This window comes from Cohnella yongneupensis (assembly GCF_042655785.1).
Lineage (GTDB): Bacteria > Bacillota > Bacilli > Paenibacillales > Paenibacillaceae > Cohnella > Cohnella yongneupensis.
The window spans coordinates 93679-116440 of record NZ_JBHSNC010000005.1; the positions used below are offsets into that span (position 1 = coordinate 93679).

A 22762-nucleotide genomic window follows, 5' to 3' on the forward strand; every position below is an offset into this window, starting at 1 on the left:
AAGGAGTCGGAGAGCGCAGTTCCACAGAAGATGGTGGAAGCTACGTCTCTCGTTGTAAGTTGGGGCATAATGTATCAGTCAAGGCGGGAGTTCAATGTTCAGCTAGATGCGAGCGATGCCTGGTCGCTGGCGTATTATGCAGATGGCTGTTTTTTCTAGGAAAAAGGATCGCGTTCGAGCGGTTTATTTTTCCCCGATAGCCCCGTTAAACCGAACCTTATTACAAATGACGCAAATTTTTATTGTCTTACCGGCGTTCAATTCTTGGGAACCAAGGTAAGAACCGATTGGTTTCCTTTTTATATTGCTGGTAAGCCGGATTATGCGCGTAACGCCGATCGAGGAACGGTACGCCGGAAACTTTGATCAGCAGAAGGTTAATCAACAGGGAACTGATTATCGCGCCCCAACCGCCGGGCATAGGAAGGACGATCAGCGCGATTCCCCACCACATGACGGCTTCGCCAAAGTAATTGGGATGACGGGTATAGCGCCATAACCCGGTCGTTAGCACTTCTTCTTTATCCCGACGGTTACTCTTAAATTGTCGAAGCTGCCAATCGCCAATTGCTTGGAAGCCAAACCCGATAATCCATACAGCCAAACCTAGATAAGCGGCAAGATCGAGGGCGCCGCTCTGCTCCGAGTTAACGCGAATGATCGGGTATGCGAGCAACAGCATGATTAAGCCTTGCATCATGAATACGCGGAAAAAAGCGATCAGCGTTGCGCGGCTCCCCCATTGCTTACGAAAGTCGGCATAGCGATAATCTTCCCCTCGACCAAGGGAACGAATGAACAGATAGGCGGCAAGGCGAACGCCCCATATGCAAACCAAGCTCGTGACAAGTACTCGCCTGCTGTCAAAACCTTCTTGATACCCGAATGTCGTCAGCGCGACGATGACGAATCCTAAACCCCAACCGATATCGACGATCGAGTTGTCTTTCTTGATTTGCGCCGCTAAAAATAAGAAGACCATAAAAATAAAAACGGCCGCCCCGCTGATTCCATACAATGTCCACATTTTATGTAGTCCCCCTCGTATTTTCGCTGCTTAGCATCATGGCCACGCTCACCGCTCCCTTGCCTGCATGCAGCCCGATAACAGGCGCAACGCCGGCGATGTACAGCGGTTTTTGTCCGGTCATCCGCACCATTTGTTCCTCGCAGAGCGCGCTGTCCGCCTTAGCCCCGGAATGAAGGACAACATAGCGCTGGATCGGATTGCGGCGATGGATGCGGGCAATCATTTTCAGCATTTTTCTAAGATTGGATTTTTTATAAAAGGTTTTGCTGTACAGTATCGATCGGCCTTCTTGATCGACCGATACAATGGGCTTCATATCGAGCCATCTCGCGATTTTGCCTTGAAGCGGGCTTACTCTTCCGCCTCTAATCATGTGCTTCAAAGTCGGTACGCTCACCAGGATTTCAGATCGTGGGATGGACGTTGCCAGCACGGAAAGCACCTCCTCGATCGTGTTCCCTGCTTTAACAGCATCTGCGACGCGATGGACGATAAGCCCGTAAGCGCCGGATAACGTCCGCGAGTCAACTACATGTATTCTGTCGGAATTGATGCGTTCGGCTGTCTGTCGGCATGCATCGTAGGTGCCGCTTAGCGGCTTAGAAAGATGAATGGAAACAATATGGTCATAATGAGCCAATAGCTGCTCATATAGCAGAGCAATGGTTTCTTGAGCAGGCTGCGACGTCGTCGGTTGATAGGTCGACTGTTCGAGCTTTGTGTAGAAAGTATCTGATTCAAGGGTTACTTTATCTAGATACGTCGAGCGGCCAAACTGCAAATGCAGAGGGAGTCTATGGATCTGATAGTCGTCCAGCCACGTCTCGGGAATATCGCAGGCAGAGTCGATCACGAGGGCAATAGACGCTTGGCGGTTGTAAATCATATCTTGCTGCCGCTTCATGTCTTCAACCTTCTGGTAGACGATCCAGCCGTGACTGTGAATCACTTCGGCGACCTGCGCGGGAACGTCGGTATGGATATGAATTTTGCCCTGATTACCGTCGCCAACGGCTACAATCGAGTTGCCCATAGCGGCGATACTTTGTTTGACTTCATCCAAATTCGTCCGAATATCGAACATAAATTCGGTACAATAGCGATACTCCAAGTTAGCAAGATCATGGGAAGGGTTGTGGGCGGCAACGGTAGGCGAAGCGAATGGTTCCGCGTCTTCGGAGGCCAGCTCAGCGACGGTAAAAGTATCGTTCAATGAGACGATAAAGCCTTGCATGAAATAGACAAAGCCTTTGGCGCCTGCGTCGACGACGTTTTGCTTTCGAAGCACTTCCAGCTGGTTCTTCGTATTGTCCAGCGAAATACATGCCTCGGCGAACGAGCGACGCAGCATGTTCGCAAGCCCCTCCGAAGGAGGGAACGTTGCTTTAAGAGAGTTGACCCAGTCATCCATGACGGACAGCACGGTTCCTTCCTTCGGTTCAAGCACCGAACACCGGGACATAGCCGCGGATTGCTCGCACATTTCTATGAACTGCTCTGCCTTTAGTTCCGGGCGAGTGCCCATATAACTGCACATGGAGAGGATAAACTGCGAGAAGATCATGCCCGAATTGCCCCGAGAGCCTCTTAAGCAAGCTCGTTTCATGCTTTCGAGCATCTCTGAGGAGGTGTCGCTCCGTTTCGTTTCCCGTACGATCATCCGCATTAAGTACGCAAGATTGCTTCCCGTATCTCCATCAGGAACGGGGAAAACGTTGATAGCGTTCAACTCTTTTTCCCTCGCAATAATTTCGTTGGCTCCGGCCAGAATCATGCGGTAAAACATTTGATGATTTAGAAATTGCAAGTCTTTACCTCCTGTAGAGGGCTAGGAGGAAGGCTGGGTTTTCCGAATAAGTAGCCTTGGAATAGTCGATACCCCCGTTGTTTTAACCATTCAAAGTCTTCTCTGGATTCGATACCTTCGGCAAGCGGTACTGACCCGATGCGTAAAGCCGTATCGAGGAAAAGTTCCGCCGTCCGCTGCTTCGCCGAATTTCGCGAGACTCCATGAACGTGCGCTCGATCCAATTTCATATAATGAGGCTTTAGCTCCGCCAACATTTCCAACGTGCTGAAGCCTTCGCCGACATCGTCGAGGGCGTATTGAAACCCTTTCTCTTTGTAAAACGCCAATATACGCTTCAAATGCTCCAAGTCCTCCGTCTTCTCGGATTCGACGACTTCGAAAACGAACAGCGAGGGGTCAACGTTCAATTTTGCGGCTAATTCGGTCGTGGACTTTAAGCAGAATTCAGGAGAATAAATGGACGTCGGTATAAAATTAATAAACGTCTTCGCGCGAAGGGGCGCTGCTTCTTCTACCGCTTTCATCCTGCATAGCCGGTCCAGCGCATACAGCCGGCCGCGTGTCTTAGCCGCCGAAAAGACGATGTTAGGATACAGCAAGGAGCCGTCTTCGTCCGTGAACCTCGCCAATGCTTCGTAGGCATAAATCCGTTCTTCGATGTCCACAATAGGTTGAAAATACATGCATATTCGACGCTCGGCGATTAATTTATCGATCCATTCCGTTTCAAGTACCGCCGAGAGCTCCGACATAGCCCTCCAGTCCTCTCCCGGTAGCCGAAACCGCACCCTCTCTCCATCCATATGATCGTCGCAAAAGTCCGCAAACTCGCGAGCGCCGGATTCTTTAATCGTTAAAACGCCTTCGTCCGCGTGATGCAACGCGTTACTAATTCGCATAAGTCTAGACGCATCACGCAGCAAATGCAGGTTAAGGGGCCCTTCGGCCTTAATATCGATTAGCAATTCATTTAGTCCGCAGCCCTGACAGCCCAATGGTTTTCCCTCCCGCTGTGATCGGATTCGTCGATTAATTCAGGATCAGCCTGATTTCGTTCGCCTTTCCGTCGAGCTTATGGGCGGCTTCCCCGATACCCTGGAATTCTTCGACGGCTTGCTGAAGCCCGTTCTGGCTTTCGGCGGCAAGCGTACGGGTACGTTTCGTGCTTTTCGCGACTTCCCGCACTCGGGCTTGGATTCCTTCGACGAATCCGCTTACTTCTTTAGTCGCTTGCTCTACTTGGGAGGCCAGCTTGCGAACCTCGCTGGCGACTACCGCGAAACCGCGCCCGTGCTCCTTCGCATGGGCAGCCTCGATCGCCGCGTTAAGGGCAAGAAGGTTCGTTTGCGCGGCAACGTCTTTAATCGACCGTACGATTCCGCGTATGGAATCGGACTGGCTTTCCAACTGATGCAGCACAGCTATATTGTCCTCGGAGCCCGATACGACGTTGCCGACGGCTTCTTCGATCTGCTTGCTGCAAGCCATGCCTCCACGAGCCCTGCCTAGCAGCTCTTCGGACATCTGCAAGAGGTCCTCCGTTAATCGGGCAGCCGCTTGTTCCCGTTCGTCGATGTTCGTCGCGATCTTCAGCACGCCGGAAGGTGTTCCCTCTTCGTTTAGGATCGGCATATAAGTCGCTTCAAGCCAGACGAGACGGCCGTCTTTTCGTACCCTCTGAATTTTGTTCTGGAACGCCTTGCCTTGCCGTAAACCTTCCCACAGCTTGAGGTAGTCGGAGCTGTTTCGAAATTCAGGAGTACAGAACGAGGGATGTCGCATTCCTCGCATTTCTGATGCCTGATAACCCATGGACTGCGCGAAGTTATCGTTGACATAAAGCACGCGGCCCTCCATGTCGAATTCGATCATAGCAAGGGAGCTTTCAATTGCCGTCATCAGTGCAAGAAGTTTCTTATCGCCATGTCTCTCTATTGAAGCCGTCGCCTGTTCTCTAATCATTGGAATGTGCTCCTCAATTATGTATAGATTATTGACTGTAATTGTACAAAATCTATACATAAACAGCAAGGAATTTAGAATATTTTTTTTATAAATGAACAAAATTTTGGCCAAGCCCTCCTCATTTTGTATCGATTATGTATAATTACATACAGGAGGGAACGTATCATGTACAGTATGAAGAGGGCATCCGAGCTGCTGCATATCCCGGTTGTAACGATCCGAGCTTGGGAGAACCGATACGGGGTCATTGCCCCGAGACGTAGCGGAGGCGGACACCGCCTGTTAAGCGAAGAGGATCTATCTAGGCTTCGCTTCCTTAAAAACCAAATCGAACAAAACGGCTTGAAGATCAGCGAAGCTGTGTTGCTACTGCGGAAAAGCGATTCCGTCCCCCCGGAACAGGTCGCAGAACAGGCGACAAGCAGCCGGACATTCGACGGTCTAGTCGACAAGCTATATATGAATTTAATCCATTTCGATTCCGTCCAAGCGGACGAGACGATAGATCTGGCGTTTGCCTTATACGACTTCGAAGAGGCGTTCCGACGTATCTTCGTCCCCGTTCTTTATAGGGCCGGAACGGAGTGGGAGGCCGGCAAAATCGCCGTGGCTCAGGAGCATTTCGCTACGGAAACTATTTTGCGCAGAATATCTGCCTTATTCCGGGTCTTTCCCGTGAATTCCGGTCTGCCTGTCGTATTGGCTTTTTGCCCCGAGGGAGAACGTCACCATCTCGGACTCATGTCGTTCAGCCTCTTCTTGCGGAAACGCGGAGCCGCCGTTTTGTATTTGGGACCCGATACTCCTTTGAAGGATCTGGACGGGATTATTACAAATCATTCTGTTTCTTTCATCGCTGCTTCCGTTACGGACCGCCGTTATGTGGATAAGCTCATGGAGTGGATTGAAGTAGCCGCGCGGAATCATCCCCAATTGCGTTTCCTGCTTGGAGGGGCGGCCTTCGACCAAGTGGAATGGCGTCCTGTTAAAGCTAACGTACGCTACCTGTCTGCCGAACAGTGGGAAGATTGGCATAACGCTTAAGAATAGTTGGATCAGCAAGGGGACATGTATCAGCGGAGGTAAATGATCTCAAAAACAAAAGGGCACCCGACTGGGCAATGTCATTAAGTTAGCTCCAAGACAAGACTGCGAATACAGTTGTAAATCGAAACGGCATGGGACACAGTCCTGTGCCGTTTCGTTTTTTGTTACCCGAAAAGAGGTTTCAATGCCCCACGGACATTTCGCTGACGATAAGCTTCCCGTTGTCGTCATCCAGAAGGTACCGCTCGGCCGCTCAAAACACCGCCTTATAGAAAGCGCGGCTTGCGATGCATCCCGCACCGACAGCCACGGGGCTATGCCCGCCCTCCTCCCCTGCTTGCTGCTGCTCATCACGATAGATCCTGTGTCCCTTTTGTCGGCGGTACGGCTCGCTGCTTTGTAACAAGCCAGCGTGTCCTGCGTATCGGCTTGCCAGGGGGACTTCGCAGACACGAATTTTCATGCCCGTTCGCCGTTCCCCCCGCCTTCTTGCCCGTCTGGACACGATTTTTCGTGTTTACCCACCTGTGTCCGTGCAAAAAAGGCTATCCCCGGCCATCTTCGAATCGGCCCTAGGATAGCCCCTGCAAAATCAATTATTTCCCGGACTGGAGCTCGCTCACCATACCGCGAAGCACGCCGCTCTCGATGTCCAGATTACCTTCGCGGATCGCTCGTTGTATTGCCACCACAATCGGCACCACGGGCTCGGGCACGCCGGCGCCCGCCATGATGGAGGCGTACGTCTCATTATCCACCTGCTGCACCGGAGCAAGCTCCGCGGCGAACTGCTCCTGCGTGAGGGGCTTGCCCGAAAGCTCGTAAACGGTGTTCTCATGACCGCTTCCGGCCAGCACGGCTACGCCGCCGACGACGTTCGCGCGCTTCGCAGCCTCCACCGCGGCCTACGGCGAAGCGTTCAGTCCACCACCGGGAACCAGCCCGGTGCGCCCATGATGCCCTGCCAGAGTGGATCCGGGATGACCAGCTGGCGCTGGTCCTGCTTGCTGAGCGTCGTCGCGATCTCGGCCTCCCGGCCTTCCGCGACCTTAGCGACCCAATCGGGCTCCATGATCAGCTCGCGGCCGAGGGCAACCAACGCCGCGCCCGGCAGCAGCGCCTCCAGCGCTTCCTCGGGTGTATGCACGGAGCCGACGCCGATGACGGGCGTCCGTCCGCCGGCCGTATCCACAATCCATTGCAGCCGCGACTTGTTGTCGTCCGCCCCGACCCGCGGTTTGGATCGGAAGTCCATGAGCGATACATGGAGATAGTCCAGCTCCCGGCCCGCGAGCACGTCGACCAGCTTCAACGTGTCGTCCATCGTGATGCCGTTCTCCTCCGGTTCTTCCGGCGAGAAGCGGTATCCGACGGCAAACGGCCGTTTGGCATGCTCGGCGACGACCCGCTTCACCTCCTCCACCACCGCGAGCGGAAACGTCAGCCGTTTCGCCAGATCCCCGCCCCAGCGGTCGTCGCGGCGGTTCGTATGCGGCGAGAAAAACTGCTGCAGCAGGTATCCGTTCGCGCCGTGAATCTCCACCCCGTCGAAGCCCGCCTCAATCGCCCGTCGCGCCGTCTGCCCGAAGTCGCGTACGATGGCTTCGATCTCTTCATCCTGGAGCGGCCTTGGCCTGACATTCCCGTTCTGTTCCGACGGTACGTCGCTCGCGCTCACGATATCCCCGTTCGGCACCAGCTCCGGCGGACACAGTCGCCCGCCGTGGAAAATCTGCAGCAGCGCCACGGCGCCTTTTTCCTTGATCGCGGATGCAAGACGCCGCAAGCTTGGGATCATATCGTCGGTGTCGGCGCCGAACTCGCCGGCGAACCCTTTTCCGTTGCGGGTGACGTAGGTGCATGCGGTCACGACCATGCCGACGCCGCCGGCGCGGCGGATATAATAGTCGACCTCAGGGTCCGAAACTGTGCCGTCCTCATTCGACGACCAGTTCGTCATCGGAGCCATGACGATTCGATTGTTCAGCCGGATGCCGCTTCGCAGCGTAAAGTCTTCAAATAATGGCTTATATTTGGGGTTCATGCGTAATATGTCCTCCCTATGGATGATTAGACCTCAACTAGTTTGTTCAACAACGGGAAAAGCATGGGAAGATGGAGAAACACGATTAAAATGAGCTCAGAATACGGTACGCCGTGACCAATCAGGTACGGGAGGTGAGCGCGCACATTCATTTATCGTACGCGGCTTACGATTTGAACAGATTCGTAACAATCTCATACGAATGCAGGCGAGCCTTATGGTCGAACACCTGGGCAATGACCATCAGTTCGTCCGCCTGGGTGTCGTCCAGGAACGATTGGAGCTTATCTTTCACCGTTCCCGGACTGCCGAAGATGGAAGACCCGAGCTGCTGATGGACCGCCCGCTGCTCGTACTCGGTCCATAGGCCATCCATACTTCTTACCGGCGGCTGCAGCGGAGCTTCTTCGCCACGGATCAGATTCAGGAATTGCTGCTGAAGCGTCGTTCCCAGCCGGTTTGCCTCCTCATCCGTGTCGGCGGCGACAACATTCACGCCGACCATCGCGTAAGGCTTCTCCAGCGCCTTCGAAGGCTTGAAGGAACGGCGGTACAACTCCAGCGCCGGCACGGTATTGACAGGCGAAAAATGACTCGCGTAGGCAAACGGAAGACCGAGCTGACCGGCCAATTGGGCGCTGAACCCGCTGGAGCCGAGCAGCCAGACAGGAATCGATAACCCTTCGCCGGGAATCGCCTTGACAGGCATGGGTCCTGACGCCAGTGAAGGATCGAAGTACGCCCGCAGCTCATCCAACTGCTCCGGGAAATCCTCGGCGTCATTCCGGCCGCTGCGGCGCAGCGCCCGGGCGGTACGCTGATCGGTACCCGGCGCCCGGCCAAGTCCGAGATCGATGCGTCCCGGATACAGGGATTCAAGCGTTCCGAATTGCTCCGCGATCACGAGCGGCGAATGATTCGGAAGCATGATCCCGCCTGAACCCACTCGAATCGTTGACGTTCCTGCGGCGACGTGCGAGATCACGACGGAAGTGGCCGAGCTCGCGATAAAAGGCATATTGTGGTGCTCCGCAAGCCAATACCGGTGGTATCCCCATATCTCGGCATGCCGGGCAAGATCCAGTGTGTTCCGGAACGATTCGGCGGGACTGCCGCCGGCGACGATCGGAGACAGGTCAAGCACCGAAAAAGGGATATCAGTCAGTTGTTTGGTTGTATGATCGGCAGTCATTCGTATATCCTCATTTCCTTTTTCATTAGTTTCCTTCACTGTAGTATGTCCATTGACCGTGTCATCACCGCCTGCGAAAGAAAAACCGTCAGGGAACGTCCCCGACGGCTCTGCTAGATTGGTGAAACGATGTAGGAGGTTACTTGTTGCGGATGAGATGCACGAAAAGCCCGGTCTCCCGGTCCAGCCTTCCGTATTGCTCCGACAAATCAGCCTGCATCGGAGATGCCCGCTTTGCGCCTTCTCTCCAGCTCTCGTTCCAAGTCTATCTATAATGGGTTTGCGTACAATAACCTGATCAAAAGTGTTCTAGAAGTAAGAAACATGATCCGAATGGTGATTGTAATCGCCCATCAGACTCCACATCGGATTATAGAACATTGAATATGGTCTTGCCTGTCAGCGGCTACTACCCACCCAACCGTGGATCAGCAAATCCACAATTCGCCGCGGAGCGAGTATCGCAACTTCCTAACAATTGCGGGTCCATCGAGCTATTCACATAGAAGTTCATGGCCACTACCGGATATTTTTTCAAAAATATATGCCGGATCATGGAAGTTTTGCGCACTTACACTTCATCCATGATGGGATGGCGGATTTCCACTCTGAATCCGGTTTCCTGATTCGGGTACATCAACAGACCGAATTTATGCCCAAAATGAAGCTGCAGCCGTTTGTGGACATTCACCAGTCCGATGCCCCCGGTAACGCCTTTCTCCGGAATTCTGTCCAGGTCCGGCAGCGTTCCGCCCTGAATGCCAGGCCCGTTGTCCTCAATGATGAACACGATCTCGGCGCCTTCGCGTTTTGCGGTCAGCCTGATCTTGCCTTTTCCGTCGGGAAGCTTGCTGATGCCGTGCTTCACTGCGTTCTCCATCACCGGCTGAAGGATCAACTTGATGATCTTCCGTTTGCGGATGTCCGCCGCGATCTGGCTGAACACCTCGAAAGACCGGTTGCTCCGGAGAAGCTCGATGTCCAGATAATTCCGGGCGTGCTCGATTTCCCGCTCCACCGTCGTCCATTCTTCGCCATTGTTCAGACTGAACCGCAGCAGGATGGCCAGCTTGGTTACCATGGCGGCAATCGTAGTCTCGTTGCTGTGCTCGGCTCTCCACTTGATCGCATCAAGCGTGTTGTAGAAGAAATGAGGATTGATCTGGTGGGTCAGGCTCTGCAGCTCCAGGTTCCTTTTGTCGGACTCCATGGACTTCGTCATCTCGAGCAATTCCAGCATGCCGGAGACCATCTGATTGTATCCGCGTACAAGCTGGCCAATTTCATCCCGTCTCCCCTTGTACCGGGGAAAGGGGTTCAGCAGCCCTCTCTTCACTTCATTCATATGCAAAACCAGATTTTTCACCGGAATCGTGAACGTCCGCACCAGGATGACCAGAAGCAGCGTAACGACAATCATGCTGATCAGCACGATCCAGACGGTGAAATCCTTGATCTGGTAGATCGTCCCCGTAAGCTCGTTGCGGGGAACCGCGGCTATGAGCTTCCAGCCGTCCCGGGTTAAAGAGATTTCGCCTTTCTCCCATTCAGCCGGAGGAAAATAATCGGCCTCCCGATAGATTTTGTTGTACAGGCTCGTGTCCGAATGGGAAATGATCCGGTTGCCGCTGTCGACCAGCATCACTTTATAATTCTTGAACGAGGACGGGAATACCATGGACCCGCGCACCTGGTATTCCGGAATTTCCAGTGTCAGCACGCCGATGGGGCGGAAGTCGGAATTCCGGATCAAGGAGGCATAGGTAAACACCGGGTTCGCCGTATTCAGATCCCACTGATGGAGCCAGACTCCCCGGTCTCCCGACGCGTAGATCTGCCGGGAAAGCAGCCGATACGCATCCGAATCCTTCGTCCATACATTCATGCGGTAAGCGCTTTTCAGCACCAGCTGAAGTCTGGATTCCACCTCGGCAAAAGGAACGCGGTCCGCCGCATCCGCCGCGTCGTAGGTGTTCACGTAACCTTGTATGGCGGAGGACGCCGACACGTTTCGCGCCTCTTCTTCGACGCCGACCAATATTTTGCGCACCTGCATGCCGTTCAGTCCGAGGTTGTCCTGCAGAAATTGGGCGGTGACGGATTGGATCTGCTGCTTGGACTTCTCGAAGGACAACAGGCCCAGCACCGCGATCGGGATCAGCATCGACACTCCCATAATCAGAAGCATCTTGATAAAAAGCGTATTCAAATTCGCCATTCTCTTCATTTGCCGTACCTGAATTCTTTAGGCGTTTCGCCCGTTTTCTTCTTGAACAGCGTGCCGAAATATTGCAAGTCATGGTAGCCTACCGCGGCGGCGATCTCGTAAATTTTCATGCTGGTCTCCCTGAGCAACGTCTTAGCGCGGGTGATCCGGAGCTCGGCAAGATAATCCGTGAAGGTGTGTCCGGTTTCTTTCTTGAACACCTGGCTGAGCCACACGGGATGAATCGACAATTCCTCCGCCACTCTGCTTAACGTGATATCTTCCATATACGACACCGCCATTTTCTCCATCGCGCGCTCGACCAGCGCATTCGTCTTGGGAGCGAACAGCCGGCGGCTCAGATCGGTCAGGTAGTTGCGCAGTACTTGCTGATACTCTTGAAGCGTGGCGCATTCGTCGAAAGACTCCCATACGCTCATCGGAATTTCTTCCAGTTCTTTCCCGGTTTTTACGCTCAGACTGTCGTGAATCTGCGAGAGATAATTCAGGACGCCGCGGGTGATATCTCCTCTGTTCTGCGTTCCGTCAAGCATCACTGTATCCCGGACGAACCGGTTCACCGCCCGCGCGACCGATTCCTCGTCCAGTCTGCAGATCAGGGTTGCCATTTCGTCCGGCGTCACGCCGTTGGAGAGGGACGAATCGGGGTCGCCGGGCGACTCCGTACGCTCCGAAAGGGAATCCATCCTGAAATTTCTGACGGCCTCCTGGTAGCCGAAATGAATCTGTTCGAACAAATGCGCCGCCGCGCTGATCCCGATTGCCAGATCGATATACTGATAACGCTTGACCACTTCCGCAACGGAATGAATGGACTCCCGAACCTCGGCGTTCGCCGTCATGACGACCCAACGCTGCTTGGAATCTTTGAAAAATGCGGTCTCGTCGTACCCCGCCAGCATTTCGCCCAAAATATTCCCGATGGCGAACGTTTGCAGCGCATCGTTCTTCCCAGCCGGTCTGCCGTCCGGAAATCCTTTGGCGTCGATCACGATAACCCAATAAGAATAGTCCGCCAGCCACGCCAGGTTCCACAACTTCAGCCTCTGGTACAGATGCTCCTCAAGCGGCGTATGCTTCAGGCAGAAATCGTTCAAATAATTGTCGCGCATCAGCTGATTGCCCATTTGGGCAAACGTATGCTGCTCGTGCAGGTACCGGACCTGATCCTTTTCTTGCCGGATCAGGAGCAGCGACTTGCGCACTTTCTCCGCAAACTCTTCCGTGTCGAACGGTTTCAGCAAATAATCGGCGGCTCCGAAACGAATGCTTCTTTGCGCATATTCGAAATCGCTGTATCCGCTTACAACGATGACCTTAGGGTGATAATGCTCCCCGGCAAAATGCTCTACCAGATCCAAGCCCGTCATGCCGGGCAGCATGATGTCCGTTACGATCAAATCCGGCCGGTGCTCCGCAATGATTTCCATCGCTTCTTCCGCATGGCTTGAGGTAAACAAGGCGATTTCCATGTCCAGAGATTCCACTGCTTTCTTCATTCCCATAAGCGAGTTCGGTTCGTCTTCCACGACAATGACTTTCATGTCGGATCACCCTTTGCATATGAACTCCGGTTTTCGGCCGCGCGTGCGATGCTCCTCCAATCATCACACGATTGAGCAGGGAAAAGTAGCGGGAATGGATGGTTTCCTTACCATGACAATGCACCCAGGGAACCGGATGACCGATTCCAAGGGTGCTCATGTGGTGAAACGTCAAGCGCGCTTGCCGTTGCCGGCTATTCGGTGATTTTGGTCCATTTCCCGCTGTCGGAGGAAGCGATGATCGCATCGGAGATCAGCGCGATCCGGTATCCGTCGTAGAAATTGGGGGAAACTTCGGTATCGTTCACGATCGACGAGATGAAATCGTGCGCCTCGACGATCTTCGTTTCGGTATAGCCGATGCCCAGGGCCGGAATCGGCCACAGCGCTTCGCCGTAAGGATGAGCCGGACCCGTATATATCGTGCGGAACCCACGGCGGTCGGACGGATCGTTCGAGAAGCAAACCTGCAGTTCGTCGCGGCGCTCGTAGTTGAAGAAGATGGAGCCGAGCTCGCCGTGGATTTCGAAAGTAATGAAATTGTTGCGTCCCCAGGCGTTGCGCGTCGCTTCGATGCTGCCGACCGCGCCGCTTTCGAAGCGGATCAGCGTGCTGATTTCATCGTCAACGTCGACCGCTTCCTTCTTGACGTCTCCGGTCGCTTTCACCGTTCCCAGCTTGTCCAGGCCGCCGGACTGCACCGGACGTTCCTTGATCCAAGTGGTGGCCATGCCCATGACTTCTGAGATTTCTCCCGCCAGATAACGGGCGATGTCGATCACATGGGTTGCGATATCGCCGAGCGCGCCGGAGCCCGCGACGGACTTGCGGAAACGCCAGGACAGCGGAGAAGCCGGATCCGCCGACCAGTCCTGCAGGTACGTGCCGCGGAAATTCAGGATTTTGCCGATCGCGCCCTCTTCGATATATTTCTTGGCCAGCGCGATCGCCGGCGTGCGGCGGTAGTTGAACGCCACCATATGCTTGACGCCCGCCTCCCTGACGGCGTCCAGCATCCGCTTGGATTCCTCGGCCGTCCGCGCCAGCGGTTTCTCGCAAATGATATGTTTTCCGGCTTTGGCCGCCGCGATCGCGATCTCCGCGTGCGAGTCGTTCGGGGTGACGATATCCACGATGTCGATCGACGGATCTTCCATGACGCGGCGCCAGTCGGTTGCGTAGGATTCGAAGCCGTATCGCGCAGCGGCCGTTTGAGCCAGCTCGTCGTTTACGTCCACCACCAGCTTCCGCTGGGGAATGGCCGGAGCCGGCCAGAAGAACATGGGCATTCCCGCATAGGCGATCGAATGGGCTTTGCCCATGAAGCCTCCGCCGATCATCGCAACATTCAATTTTCGCATGGTGAAAGTCTCCTCTTCTGTCGGTAATTTTGTCAGATGGGTAGTTTATACGGTTACTTTCAGGCTGTCCCGCAAATACTTCATGCTCACGGCGGCGCCTTCGGCCGGATTGTCGTGGCTGTCGAGCTCGACGGTAATCCAACCGTCATAACCGCTCTGCTCCAGCGCCTGCAGCATATCGGCAAATCGCTGCCCGCCTTCGCCTAAAGGCAGGAAAGCGCCGTTTCCGTAATCTTTGAAATGAAGGTAAGGAATCCGCTTCGCGTATTTCCGGATGACCTCGACCGGATCTCCTCCGCCCGCCTCGATGTGAGCCGTATCCGGGCACAGCGAGATATCCGTCATGGCCATCAGCTTGTCGAGCTGCTTCGGCGCTTGGACGATCGTGCCCAAGTGCGGGTGATAGCTCGGGGTCAACCCATATTTCCTCGCGATCGCAGCCGCTTGGGCCAGCCCGTCCGCCAGCGCCTGGTAATCCGACTCCCGGATGCCGCCCGCTCGGATGGCTCCGCCGCCCAACACCAGATGCTCCGCTCCGAGCTCCGACGCCAATTTCGCCGCTTTGTCGATCTTGTAAAGCTCGTCTTCCAGAATATCAGCGTAAATAAAGTTGGCGCCGCAGTATACCCCGACGAGCGCCTGCCCGTTGTCGGCCAACAGCTTTCTGAACGCCTCGGGGCGGTCCTCGTACTGCATCAGGTTGCCGTCAAACAGCTCGATGCCGCGATAGCCGGCTTTCGCGATATCGTGCACCGCCGTTTCCGTAGAACCGTTCGCCAAGTAGTACAGATCTTTGACGGAAGTGACGCCTGCCGGATGACCGACAACGCCGCCCCACGTATTGGTTTGATAACCGATCTTCATTTTGCGTGCCCCCCCAAATTGCCCTTAGCTTCAGGACGTCGGTTTTTTGCCGAACGCGACCGCCAGGATAATGATCGCGCCGCTGACGATCATCTGCTGGCTGACGCTGAGTCCCATGATGATGAGTCCGTTGTTGATGGTGCCAATCAGCAGCGAACCGATCAGCGTGCCGATGATGGTGCCCGCACCGCCAAAGAGGCTTGTTCCGCCCAGAATAACCGCCGCGATCGCGGTCAGCTCGTCGCCCTGTCCGAAGCTGTAGCGCGCGCTTTGCATCATGCCCGCATAGAGCATGCCCGCAATCGCCGCGGCGACGCCCGACATCAGAAAAGCGTAGAACTTGATGCGTTTCGTATTGACGCCCGAATATTCGGCCGCCAACCGGTTTCCGCCGGTTGCCAGCACTTCGCGTCCAAAAGGCGTGTGCTTCAGGACGTAATGGCCGATGACCAGGAAAACGATGGACCAGACGAGAAGAACAGGAATCGAGCCGAAGTTGCCGGAACCCAACAGGAAGTTGAAATTGGAATTCTTGATGACCACCGGTTCCGTATTCGTCAGCCACATGTCGACGCCGCGCAGCAGCTGCATCATGCCGAGGGTTACGAGGAAAGAAGGGATGCCGACTTTCGTTACCAGAATGCCGTTGGCGGCTCCGATCAGCAAGCCGCACAGCAGCGCCGCAATGACGCCGCCCGCCATGCCGTACCCGTGTTCCATGACCATCGCGGAAACGAGAGCGGAGAATGCCGTCGTCGATCCGATGGACAAGTCGAGCTCTCCCGCCGAGATAACGAACGTCATGGCCACGGCCATGATGGAAATCATGGTCGTCGCGCGGACGATGTTGAACAGGTTGGAAGAGAGGAAGAACCCGTCCGACGCGATCGTGAAGGCAAAATAGATCAGGACGATCGCGAACGCGATATAAACGAAATAATCTCTCCAATGGAAACGAAAACCCGGCCGGGAAACCGCCATCGGTTCCGCGCCTTTAGTACCCTTGGATTGCATGGTGAAGAACCTCCTCGGTTTCGATATCGCGTCGATTTATGTCTTTCATGATTTCGCCGTTGAATAGAACGAGAATTCTGTCGCTTATCGCCAGAAGCTCCTGCAATTCGGAGGAGATGACAAGCACGGAGATTCCTCTGTTGGCAAGCTCGCGGACGATCTCAACGATTTCCGATTTTGCTCCGATATCCACGCCGATGGTAGGTTCGTCCAAGATCAGCAGGCTCGGGTTTTTAGCCAGCCATTTGGCAAGCACGATTTTTTGTTGGTTGCCGCCGGACAGCAGTTTGACCACTTTCTCGGGTCCGTCGGTTTTGATATTCAGCTTCCGGATATACTCGTTCGTCATGGTCGTGCCGGCCGAATCGTTCACGAACAGCCGTTTCGACAAATCGTATATGTTCGTCAGCATCACGTTGCTTCGAACCGAATGGTCGAGAACTAGGCCTTGCTTACGCCTGTTCTCCGGAACCAGCGCGATCCCTTGCCTGATGCCATCGCGGACATCCTTGACTTTCTTTCCGTTAATCAGGATTTCTCCCTTGTCCCGGCTGCGAATGCCGAAGATAGCCTCCGCGATTTCCGTCCTTCCGCTTCCCATCAAGCCAGCCAACCCTACGATTTCGCCGGGGTAAAGGTCGAAACTGACATTCTTCACCCGGCTCCCGACGGCGACATTGCGGACGCGGACAACGGGTTCGGCAGGTTTGTCGTATTTCCGTTCCTGCCACTCGAATGAAGCCGTTTCTTTCCCCAGCATAGATTCGATCACTTGCTCCATCGAGATTTCGCTGCATTCCTTCGTCAGCACATTCTGCCCGTCTTTCATGACCGTGATGCGGTCGCAGATTTGGTAAATTTCCGCCATCCGGTGCGAAATGTACACGATCGTGATGCCTGCGTTCTTCAGGCGCCCGACCAATTGAAACAGGGACCGGATCTCGCTTTCCGTCAAGGAGGCGGTAGGCTCGTCCATCACCAGAATGCGCGCGTTTTTGGACAACGCTTTGGCGATCTCCACCATCTGCCAGTAACCGACGCTGAGCGAATCGAGTCTCGCGTTCGGGTCGATGTTCACCTCCAGATCGTCGAGAATGGCCTTGGAGCGTTTAACCATCTCCTTGCCGTCGATGGAAATGCCTATTCTGGGCTCATGCTTCAGGAAAATGTTTTCCGCAACCGTCAGCGTCGGGATCAGACTAAACTCCTGGAAAATCATCGCGATGCCGTTTCGCTCGGCGTCCTTGGGCTTGTGGAACTCCACCTGCTGGCCTTCGAGTGATATCGTGCCGGAATCTTTCGTATACACCCCGGTCAATATTTTCATCAGCGTTGATTTTCCGGCGCCGTTGCCTCCCATCAGGGCGTGAACTTCGCCCCTCCGCAGCTCGAAGCGGGCGTTCTTCAGCACGGGTACGCGGCTGAACGACTTGTTGATGTTCGCCATTTCAAGAATGTGTGGGATTGTCACGCTCTCACCGCCTGCAGGTATAAAATGGTTGGGCATGGCAGAGGCTTTCGCCCCGGCCATGCCTTCATCGGTCTGTTCTTATTTCAAAGCGTCAAGAATATCTGCGGGAGCATCCTTGTGATAGATCGCCTTGTAGGAGTCCGCGAGGTTGTCGCGGTTGACGGCGAGCGAAGGTACCGCAACGTAAGCCGGCGTTTTCTCGCCGATCATGGCGAGAGCGGCCAGTTTGGCTTCGGCAACGCCTTGGTCGAACGGGCGCTGCGATCCGATGCCGGAGACAAAGCCTTTTTGCGCCATGTTGAGGGCGGCTTCGTTGCCGAGATTTTCGTTCGCGATCTTGAAGCTGTCGGTCGACTTGCCTGCGACGCGCGCAGCCGCTACGGCGCCCATTGCGGGCACGTCCCAACTGGCGTACATGCCGCTCAGCTTCGGATATTTCGTCAGGATGGCTGCCGCCACTTCCTGGGAACGGTTCGGATCCTGGAAGCCTTGCGCTTCAACCAACTTGATGTTCGGATGTTTGGCGGCCAGACGAGCCACGAAACCTTGATAGCGCTGGTTGGTGACATAGAAGTTAGGAGCGTAATAGAGTGCGGCGACTTCGCCTTTGTCTCCGACGGCTTTGGCCAATTCGTCGGCAATGTTCATACCGAGGCCGAAGCTGTCCGCGGAAACGACGGAAACGTAATCCTTGCCCGCTTCCATGCCGTCTACCGGCTGGTCCATAAATACGATCTTGGTGCCGGCGGCTGCAAGCGCCTTGTATGCGCTGGCCGTCGTTTGTCCGTTGAGCGGAATGCTGACCACAATGTTCGGCTTCTTGCCTGCGATAGCTTGAAGGTCGGAGATTTGCGTCGTATCCTTGAAGTTCGCGTTCGTTTCGGCTATCACTTTGATGCCCAGATCGCTGAAAGTGGACTTCAGGCCGGCAAGCTGCTGCTGGGACCAGTCGTCGCCCAGGAAGCCCATGGAGATCGCTGCGGTGAAATTGCCCGCTTTGATCTTGGCTTTTTGCTCGTCCGAAATGTTGATTTCGCTTGCCGGCGTTGCCGGTTCGCCGTGCGGACCGCTGCTGACAATCGTGTCGGAAGCGTTGTCCAGTTTAACCGCTTCCAATTGCGCGGCGCTTGGCTCTTGATACCACGGCGGCTGCTTGACGTCCGCAATGTTGCTGCCGTCGGCAGCTGGCGCGGAAGCGGTGGAGCTGCTCCCAGCCGAGGAGGCCGGCGCTGCGGAATTGTCCGCATTCGCGCTGTCGTTGTTTTTGGCGCAAGCCGTAGCGAGCATGAGAAGCGCCACCGAGCTGATCAGAATCAGCTTTTTGTTTTTCATTTGTCTGTTCCCCCTGAGATTCTCGATCGAGATGCAACCCTTATTTGCAACATCACGCCACGGGATGAATGTGGCGTGATGTTGCTGAAACGGTTATGCGCGTCTTACTTGCCGATAAATTTCAGCAGAACTTCGCTCAGTTCGTTCGGGCATTCTTCAGCGAGCTGGTGACCCCAAGGCAGGCTTGCTTCTTCGACGTTCTCCGCAACCAGCTTCATTTCGCGGGTGTTTTCGTCGCCGATGAAGTAGGTGCTTCCGAGCGCCAGAACCGGCATTTTCAGCTTGTTGTTGAGTGCGGTCTTGAAGAATTCCGCATCCTGGAACGTCGCGCGGTACACTTCGAACATCGCCCGCAATCCGCCCGGCGCAGCGTAGCAGCGCACGTACTCGGCGATCGCTTCTTCCGAAACTGCGGTCGGATCGTAGCATTCGTGACGGATGAAGTGGGAGAAGTACAGCATTTCTCTGCCGGAGATGAGCAGTTCCGGAAAGTCGCGTACGTTGTAGAAGTTGATGTGCCAGATCCAGTGGTTCGTACGCACGTTCTCTTCCGTCAGGTGCGACCAGTCTTCCAGACCGAAGCCGGGAAGCAGCATTTCCTGGTAAACGAATTTCTTGACGCGATCCTGGTATTTCATCGCGAGCGCCATGCCTACCGCAGCGCCCCAGTCTTCGCCGACCAGGTAGAATTTCTCGTGGCCGAGAGCCGTCATCAGTTGCGCGATGTCTTCCGCCATGTTCGGCATATCGTAACCAGTCAACGTGCGGGCGGAATCGCCGAAACCGCGAAGGTCTGGAACGATGACTTTGTATTTGTGGGACAGCTTCGGCAATACGTTGCGCCAGTAATAGGAGGTTTTCGGCACTCCGTGCAGCAGGACAATAGGCTCACCCTCGCCAGCGGTATAGTAATGGAGACGAACTCCGTTAACGGTTTCGCGGCCGTGTGTGACGGGATTTCCTTTGTGATCTACAATCAGTTGAGCCATTTGTTCTCCTCATTTCTTTTGGGTATTGTAAGAAAGCCATCGTCTTTCTCACAACTCAATATTACCTGCGGACGGCTAATCCATGAACACGAGGCATTTAACGTTTGTCATGGTTGTTTTAGTGAGTTTGTCTTTTTCTTGTGACGCACGGCAGGTAACCACCAATACCTGGATACTTGAACTGGTTTGGAGGATGCGCTGTGTTGCCTCAATGCCGTCGGAGGACTCGCCGATGACTTCCATATCGGGCACCCTTTGCAACATTGTTCGCACGCCCTCACGGTAGAACGAGTGATCGTCAGCAATTAACAGAAGAACAGGGTCCATTTGCGTCTTTTCCTTCCTGTCCTTATGTTAGGTATGGCTGTGACGATCGCAAAGGCAACCGGGCGGAGACACAGGTTCCTCCTGACGCCTTGGCGGTGATGCTGCATTCTCCACCGCGTTCGCGCATGGAAAGAATGCCTACGCCCGCATGATGCCCGTCGGGTATGCCCCGGCCATCGTCGCTAATCGACAGACACAGGTATTGTTCGTCCGCGAATTCCAGGCGAATGAGGCAACTCTAGGCCTGGGCGTATGGGTAAAATATTAACGTACATGTTTTTAATGAGACTAGAACTCAGTTTAAGCGCGATAATATTAAAGTCTCGGTGTTTTCTGAGTATACAAGACTAACGCCGTTGCTTGACGCCGAATCTAACAAACTGAGGGATATGTATAAAAAATTGTCTCCTTGGGAACATGACGATCCAAGAAGTTCCTTTATGAATTCAGATAAAGCTGTGTTTCAAAGTAGATATGATGAGATTTGCGGAGTTGAAGCGTCGATAGTTAGCAGAAAATAAACAAAACAAGCCACCGATATTTTTATGATCGGTGGCTCTTTAATATATCGGTCATTAAACTGGTTCTCTAATGCTGTTCTTAGAGGCATAGAAGGTGGTGATAACAGGGAGCATCCCGACCGGATGCCCTTTTGCGATGTCTGTCCTTATTCAAGCCTCTTGCCGATCTCCCTATGATAGCCGAACGGTCGGCCAGCCGGCCGATCAGCCAGCCGCTCCGAAATTCATTGCGCCACCCCGCGCAATTCCGCCGGGTCGATATCCTCTATCATGATGATGAACCTTAATTAATGGAAAATGGCGATTCGGTCGACAGTATGGCGATGGGTGGCGTATCCTTCGGCAGCTTTGCGCCCGATCGGCACCAAGGCTGCGAACTTGACGTGTTCAGGAAGATTCAAGATATCCTTGACTTTATTCGGGTCGAACCCAAGCATCGGGACAGTGGCATATCCCATCCCCTCAGCTGCAAGGAGTAGAAATCCGAGCGCGATATAAGTTTGACCGAGTCCCCATTGCCCTCTTTCTTCTACGCTCATCGACCCGAAGAAAGCGGACAAATTGGCCGTTTCCTCTTCTTTCTTCTCCGCAGACAGTCCTGGATGTACGGTATCCGCAAGCTTTTCCAGCACATCCTCCATATCGCTGGCGACCACGGCGACCACCGAGGCGGAAGTAACTTGCTGCTGGCCGTACGCGGCTTCTTGCAGCTTCGCCTTCATCGCGGGATCCGCGGCGATGTGAAACCGCCAAGGCTGAAGGTTCCATGCGCTCGGCGCCAGCCCGGCCAATCTTATCAATTCCAGCAAATCTTGTTTCGGAATCGCTTCCTGAACGAATTTACGTATGCTGTGGCGGGATTCGATCGCTTCCGTGACGGTCAACGGCTGATTTGTAACTTGCGGCATGCAGGTTCCCCTCTTTTCGATTGAATTCGGCTATTATGTTCCCCTTCGTGAATAGGTTTCAACAGTTGTACGCATCCAAAAATGAAACCAATAATGGAGGGATTTGCATGAGCAAAAAAGTGTTGATCGTATCGGGAGACGCGGTGGAAGCTCTCGAAATTTATTACCCGTATTACCGGTGCTTGGAAGAAGGCTTGGAAGTGACGATCGCTTCGCCTTCGGTCAAGAAGCTGCTCACCGTTAGCCATGACTTTATCGAAGGAATGGAGACGTTCGAGGGATGAATAAAGCGTTGCCGGATATTATCCGGCACTTTTTTGAGCCGGTAAGCCAGTCGGCGCTATTTGCCATGCTGCGCAAGTACTGGCAATTCTTCTGGAACATGGGCGGGAATATACGGCTTATCCGAATTGCCAGCCGGATGTGACGGCATGCGGAGCCACCTATATCAATCAAGCGCTACATACGCATCGCAATCTAGTTTCGGGCCAAGCCTGGCCTGATTTGCCGGGGTTCATGCGAGAGTTTCTTGCCGTATTTATATGGGGGGTGGCTGCCTTCGCAAGTATCCCTGCTTTTCAAATGCGGGTTCTCGATAAAGCAAAAAGCGCACCCAATTTGGCCTCTTCATTAAATATCAGTTCGTTTAACCTTGCTAATGCAGGCGGCGCTTACCTTGGCGGTCTTGTGATCGATAGTAGCTGGGGGCTCTCATCCATTTCGTTAGTAGCGGCGTCGGTGACAGCCTTTGGTCTTATAGTCACATTAATCAGCTGGCACTTGTACTGATCCATATCATATTTAAGAGGGTGTCCCACAAGCCATGAATATGGATCTGGGGCACCCTCTTTGTAATTTAATCAAAAAAAAGAAACCGTTCCTTGGTAAATTGTATGCTTTCAACGAACAGGTGTTTAAACAAAATTCTCTAGAACAACCTTGCCAATCGTCCTATTGCTCTCCAATAGCTTGTGGGCTTGGCGAAGATGCTCTGCTGAGATCGGTCCAAGCACTTCGGCGAGCGTTGTCTTCAATTTTTGATGATCCACAGCATCAGCTATCAGATTGAGCAGTAAGTGTTGCTCGATCATATCATCCGTTTCATAAAGCGAGCGC

20 protein-coding genes and 1 pseudogene are annotated in these 22762 nt (G+C 54.1%); 3 read left to right on the forward strand and 18 right to left on the reverse strand.

Annotated elements, in window-relative coordinates; translation table 11 throughout:
- Positions 1 to 247: 247 nt before the first annotated feature.
- From ACFPQ4_RS01510 to ACFPQ4_RS01525, 4 genes are read right to left on the reverse strand one after another with little or no spacing between them, the layout of a single operon-like run.
- Positions 248 to 1027, reverse strand: a complete 780-nt coding sequence (locus ACFPQ4_RS01510; RefSeq protein ID WP_378109946.1) for a DUF1295 domain-containing protein — start codon at positions 1025 to 1027, stop codon at positions 248 to 250.
- 1 nt (position 1028) lies between these two features.
- Positions 1029 to 2837 (reverse strand): DegV family protein, encoded by a 1809-nt coding sequence (locus ACFPQ4_RS01515; protein ID WP_378109947.1) that lies wholly within the window; start codon positions 2835 to 2837, stop codon positions 1029 to 1031.
- The gene (locus ACFPQ4_RS01520) at positions 2825 to 3835 is read right to left on the reverse strand and encodes an EAL domain-containing protein (RefSeq protein ID WP_378109948.1); all 1011 of its coding nucleotides are present in this window, start codon (positions 3833 to 3835) and stop codon (positions 2825 to 2827) included. The genes ACFPQ4_RS01515 and ACFPQ4_RS01520 overlap by 13 nt, the downstream gene beginning before the upstream one ends.
- Positions 3836 to 3869: 34 nt before the next feature.
- A complete protein-coding gene (locus ACFPQ4_RS01525) occupies positions 3870 to 4802 on the reverse strand; it encodes a methyl-accepting chemotaxis protein (protein ID WP_378109949.1) in 933 nt (310 codons plus the stop codon).
- A 168-nt stretch (positions 4803 to 4970) separates the two neighbouring features.
- Between ACFPQ4_RS01525 and ACFPQ4_RS01530 the strand changes: the two genes are divergently transcribed.
- Together ACFPQ4_RS01530 and ACFPQ4_RS01535 are read left to right on the forward strand one after the other, a co-directional pair.
- Positions 4971 to 5849 carry a MerR family transcriptional regulator gene (locus tag ACFPQ4_RS01530; protein WP_378109950.1) on the forward strand — a complete coding sequence of 293 codons (879 nt, stop codon included), beginning with the start codon at positions 4971 to 4973 and terminating at the stop codon, positions 5847 to 5849.
- A 187-nt stretch (positions 5850 to 6036) separates the two neighbouring features.
- Entirely contained in the window at positions 6037 to 6255 is a 219-nt protein-coding gene (locus ACFPQ4_RS01535) for a hypothetical protein (RefSeq protein WP_378109951.1), read from the forward strand.
- A 193-nt stretch (positions 6256 to 6448) separates the two neighbouring features.
- On the opposite strand, the gene ACFPQ4_RS01540 is transcribed toward ACFPQ4_RS01535, so the two are convergent.
- The 13 genes from ACFPQ4_RS01540 to ACFPQ4_RS01600 form a co-directional block, all read right to left on the reverse strand.
- Entirely contained in the window at positions 6449 to 6751 is a 303-nt protein-coding gene (locus tag ACFPQ4_RS01540; RefSeq protein ID WP_378109952.1) for a Rossmann-fold NAD(P)-binding domain-containing protein, read from the reverse strand.
- A gap of 20 nt (positions 6752 to 6771) precedes the next feature.
- Complete coding sequence (locus ACFPQ4_RS01545; protein WP_378109953.1) at positions 6772 to 7896, reverse strand: NADH-dependent flavin oxidoreductase; 1125 nt, start codon at positions 7894 to 7896, stop codon at positions 6772 to 6774.
- Positions 7897 to 8062: 166 nt separating this feature from the next.
- The gene (locus ACFPQ4_RS01550) at positions 8063 to 9088 is read right to left on the reverse strand and encodes an LLM class flavin-dependent oxidoreductase (RefSeq protein ID WP_378109954.1); all 1026 of its coding nucleotides are present in this window, start codon (positions 9086 to 9088) and stop codon (positions 8063 to 8065) included.
- Between the two features lie 571 nt (positions 9089 to 9659).
- Positions 9660 to 11297, reverse strand: coding sequence for a sensor histidine kinase (locus ACFPQ4_RS01555; RefSeq protein ID WP_378109955.1), 1638 nt, complete (start codon positions 11295 to 11297; stop codon positions 9660 to 9662).
- 14 nt (positions 11298 to 11311) lie between these two features.
- Positions 11312 to 12859: a response regulator gene (locus tag ACFPQ4_RS01560; RefSeq protein WP_378109956.1), complete on the reverse strand. Its 1548-nt coding sequence runs from the start codon at positions 12857 to 12859 to the stop codon at positions 11312 to 11314.
- 194 nt (positions 12860 to 13053) lie between these two features.
- Positions 13054 to 14220, reverse strand: coding sequence for a levoglucosan dehydrogenase (locus ACFPQ4_RS01565; protein WP_378109957.1), 1167 nt, complete (start codon positions 14218 to 14220; stop codon positions 13054 to 13056).
- A gap of 45 nt (positions 14221 to 14265) precedes the next feature.
- On the reverse strand, positions 14266 to 15084 hold the full coding sequence (locus tag ACFPQ4_RS01570) for a sugar phosphate isomerase/epimerase family protein (protein WP_378109958.1): 819 nt from the start codon (positions 15082 to 15084) through the stop codon (positions 14266 to 14268).
- A 30-nt stretch (positions 15085 to 15114) separates the two neighbouring features.
- The gene (locus ACFPQ4_RS01575; RefSeq protein WP_378109960.1) at positions 15115 to 16098 is read right to left on the reverse strand and encodes an ABC transporter permease; all 984 of its coding nucleotides are present in this window, start codon (positions 16096 to 16098) and stop codon (positions 15115 to 15117) included.
- Positions 16079 to 17569, reverse strand: a complete 1491-nt coding sequence (locus ACFPQ4_RS01580) for a sugar ABC transporter ATP-binding protein (RefSeq protein WP_378109961.1) — start codon at positions 17567 to 17569, stop codon at positions 16079 to 16081. The genes ACFPQ4_RS01575 and ACFPQ4_RS01580 overlap by 20 nt, the downstream gene beginning before the upstream one ends.
- Positions 17570 to 17647: 78 nt before the next feature.
- On the reverse strand, positions 17648 to 18901 hold the full coding sequence (locus ACFPQ4_RS01585) for a substrate-binding domain-containing protein (protein ID WP_378109962.1): 1254 nt from the start codon (positions 18899 to 18901) through the stop codon (positions 17648 to 17650).
- A gap of 104 nt (positions 18902 to 19005) precedes the next feature.
- On the reverse strand, positions 19006 to 19890 hold the full coding sequence (locus ACFPQ4_RS01590) for an alpha/beta fold hydrolase (protein ID WP_378109963.1): 885 nt from the start codon (positions 19888 to 19890) through the stop codon (positions 19006 to 19008).
- Between the two features lie 75 nt (positions 19891 to 19965).
- Positions 19966 to 20217: a response regulator gene (locus ACFPQ4_RS01595; protein WP_378109964.1), complete on the reverse strand. Its 252-nt coding sequence runs from the start codon at positions 20215 to 20217 to the stop codon at positions 19966 to 19968.
- Positions 20218 to 21025: 808 nt separating this feature from the next.
- A complete protein-coding gene (locus tag ACFPQ4_RS01600; protein ID WP_378109965.1) occupies positions 21026 to 21646 on the reverse strand; it encodes a nitroreductase family protein in 621 nt (206 codons plus the stop codon).
- Between the two features lie 107 nt (positions 21647 to 21753).
- Between ACFPQ4_RS01600 and ACFPQ4_RS01605 the strand changes: the two are divergent.
- Positions 21754 to 22177, forward strand: a pseudogene (locus ACFPQ4_RS01605) (DJ-1/PfpI family protein); the annotation flags it as partial.
- A 383-nt stretch (positions 22178 to 22560) separates the two neighbouring features.
- On the opposite strand, the gene ACFPQ4_RS01610 reads toward ACFPQ4_RS01605, so the two are convergent.
- Positions 22561 to 22762, reverse strand: a 202-nt coding sequence (locus ACFPQ4_RS01610) for a zinc-binding dehydrogenase (RefSeq protein ID WP_378109967.1), incomplete at its 5' end; no start/stop codon positions are given.

Bases quoted from the DNA above. Each gene is read 5' to 3' on its own strand.
- ACFPQ4_RS01510 (WP_378109946.1), bottom strand. From the start codon at position 1,027: ATGTGGACATTGTATGGAATCAGCGGGGCGGCCGTTTTTATTTTTATG.
- ACFPQ4_RS01525 (WP_378109949.1), bottom strand. From the start codon at position 4,802: ATGATTAGAGAACAGGCGACGGCTTCAATAGAGAGACATGGCGATAAG.
- ACFPQ4_RS01530 (WP_378109950.1), top strand. From the start codon at position 4,971: ATGTACAGTATGAAGAGGGCATCCGAGCTGCTGCATATCCCGGTTGTA.
- ACFPQ4_RS01535 (WP_378109951.1), top strand. From the start codon at position 6,037: ATGCCCCACGGACATTTCGCTGACGATAAGCTTCCCGTTGTCGTCATC.
- ACFPQ4_RS01545 (WP_378109953.1), bottom strand. From the start codon at position 7,896: ATGAACCCCAAATATAAGCCATTATTTGAAGACTTTACGCTGCGAAGC.
- ACFPQ4_RS01550 (WP_378109954.1), bottom strand. From the start codon at position 9,088: ATGACTGCCGATCATACAACCAAACAACTGACTGATATCCCTTTTTCG.
- ACFPQ4_RS01560 (WP_378109956.1), bottom strand. From the start codon at position 12,859: ATGAAAGTCATTGTCGTGGAAGACGAACCGAACTCGCTTATGGGAATG.
- ACFPQ4_RS01565 (WP_378109957.1), bottom strand. From the start codon at position 14,220: ATGCGAAAATTGAATGTTGCGATGATCGGCGGAGGCTTCATGGGCAAA.
- ACFPQ4_RS01570 (WP_378109958.1), bottom strand. From the start codon at position 15,084: ATGAAGATCGGTTATCAAACCAATACGTGGGGCGGCGTTGTCGGTCAT.
- ACFPQ4_RS01575 (WP_378109960.1), bottom strand. From the start codon at position 16,098: ATGCAATCCAAGGGTACTAAAGGCGCGGAACCGATGGCGGTTTCCCGG.
- ACFPQ4_RS01585 (WP_378109962.1), bottom strand. From the start codon at position 18,901: ATGAAAAACAAAAAGCTGATTCTGATCAGCTCGGTGGCGCTTCTCATG.
- ACFPQ4_RS01590 (WP_378109963.1), bottom strand. From the start codon at position 19,890: ATGGCTCAACTGATTGTAGATCACAAAGGAAATCCCGTCACACACGGC.
- ACFPQ4_RS01595 (WP_378109964.1), bottom strand. From the start codon at position 20,217: ATGGACCCTGTTCTTCTGTTAATTGCTGACGATCACTCGTTCTACCGT.
- ACFPQ4_RS01600 (WP_378109965.1), bottom strand. From the start codon at position 21,646: ATGCCGCAAGTTACAAATCAGCCGTTGACCGTCACGGAAGCGATCGAA.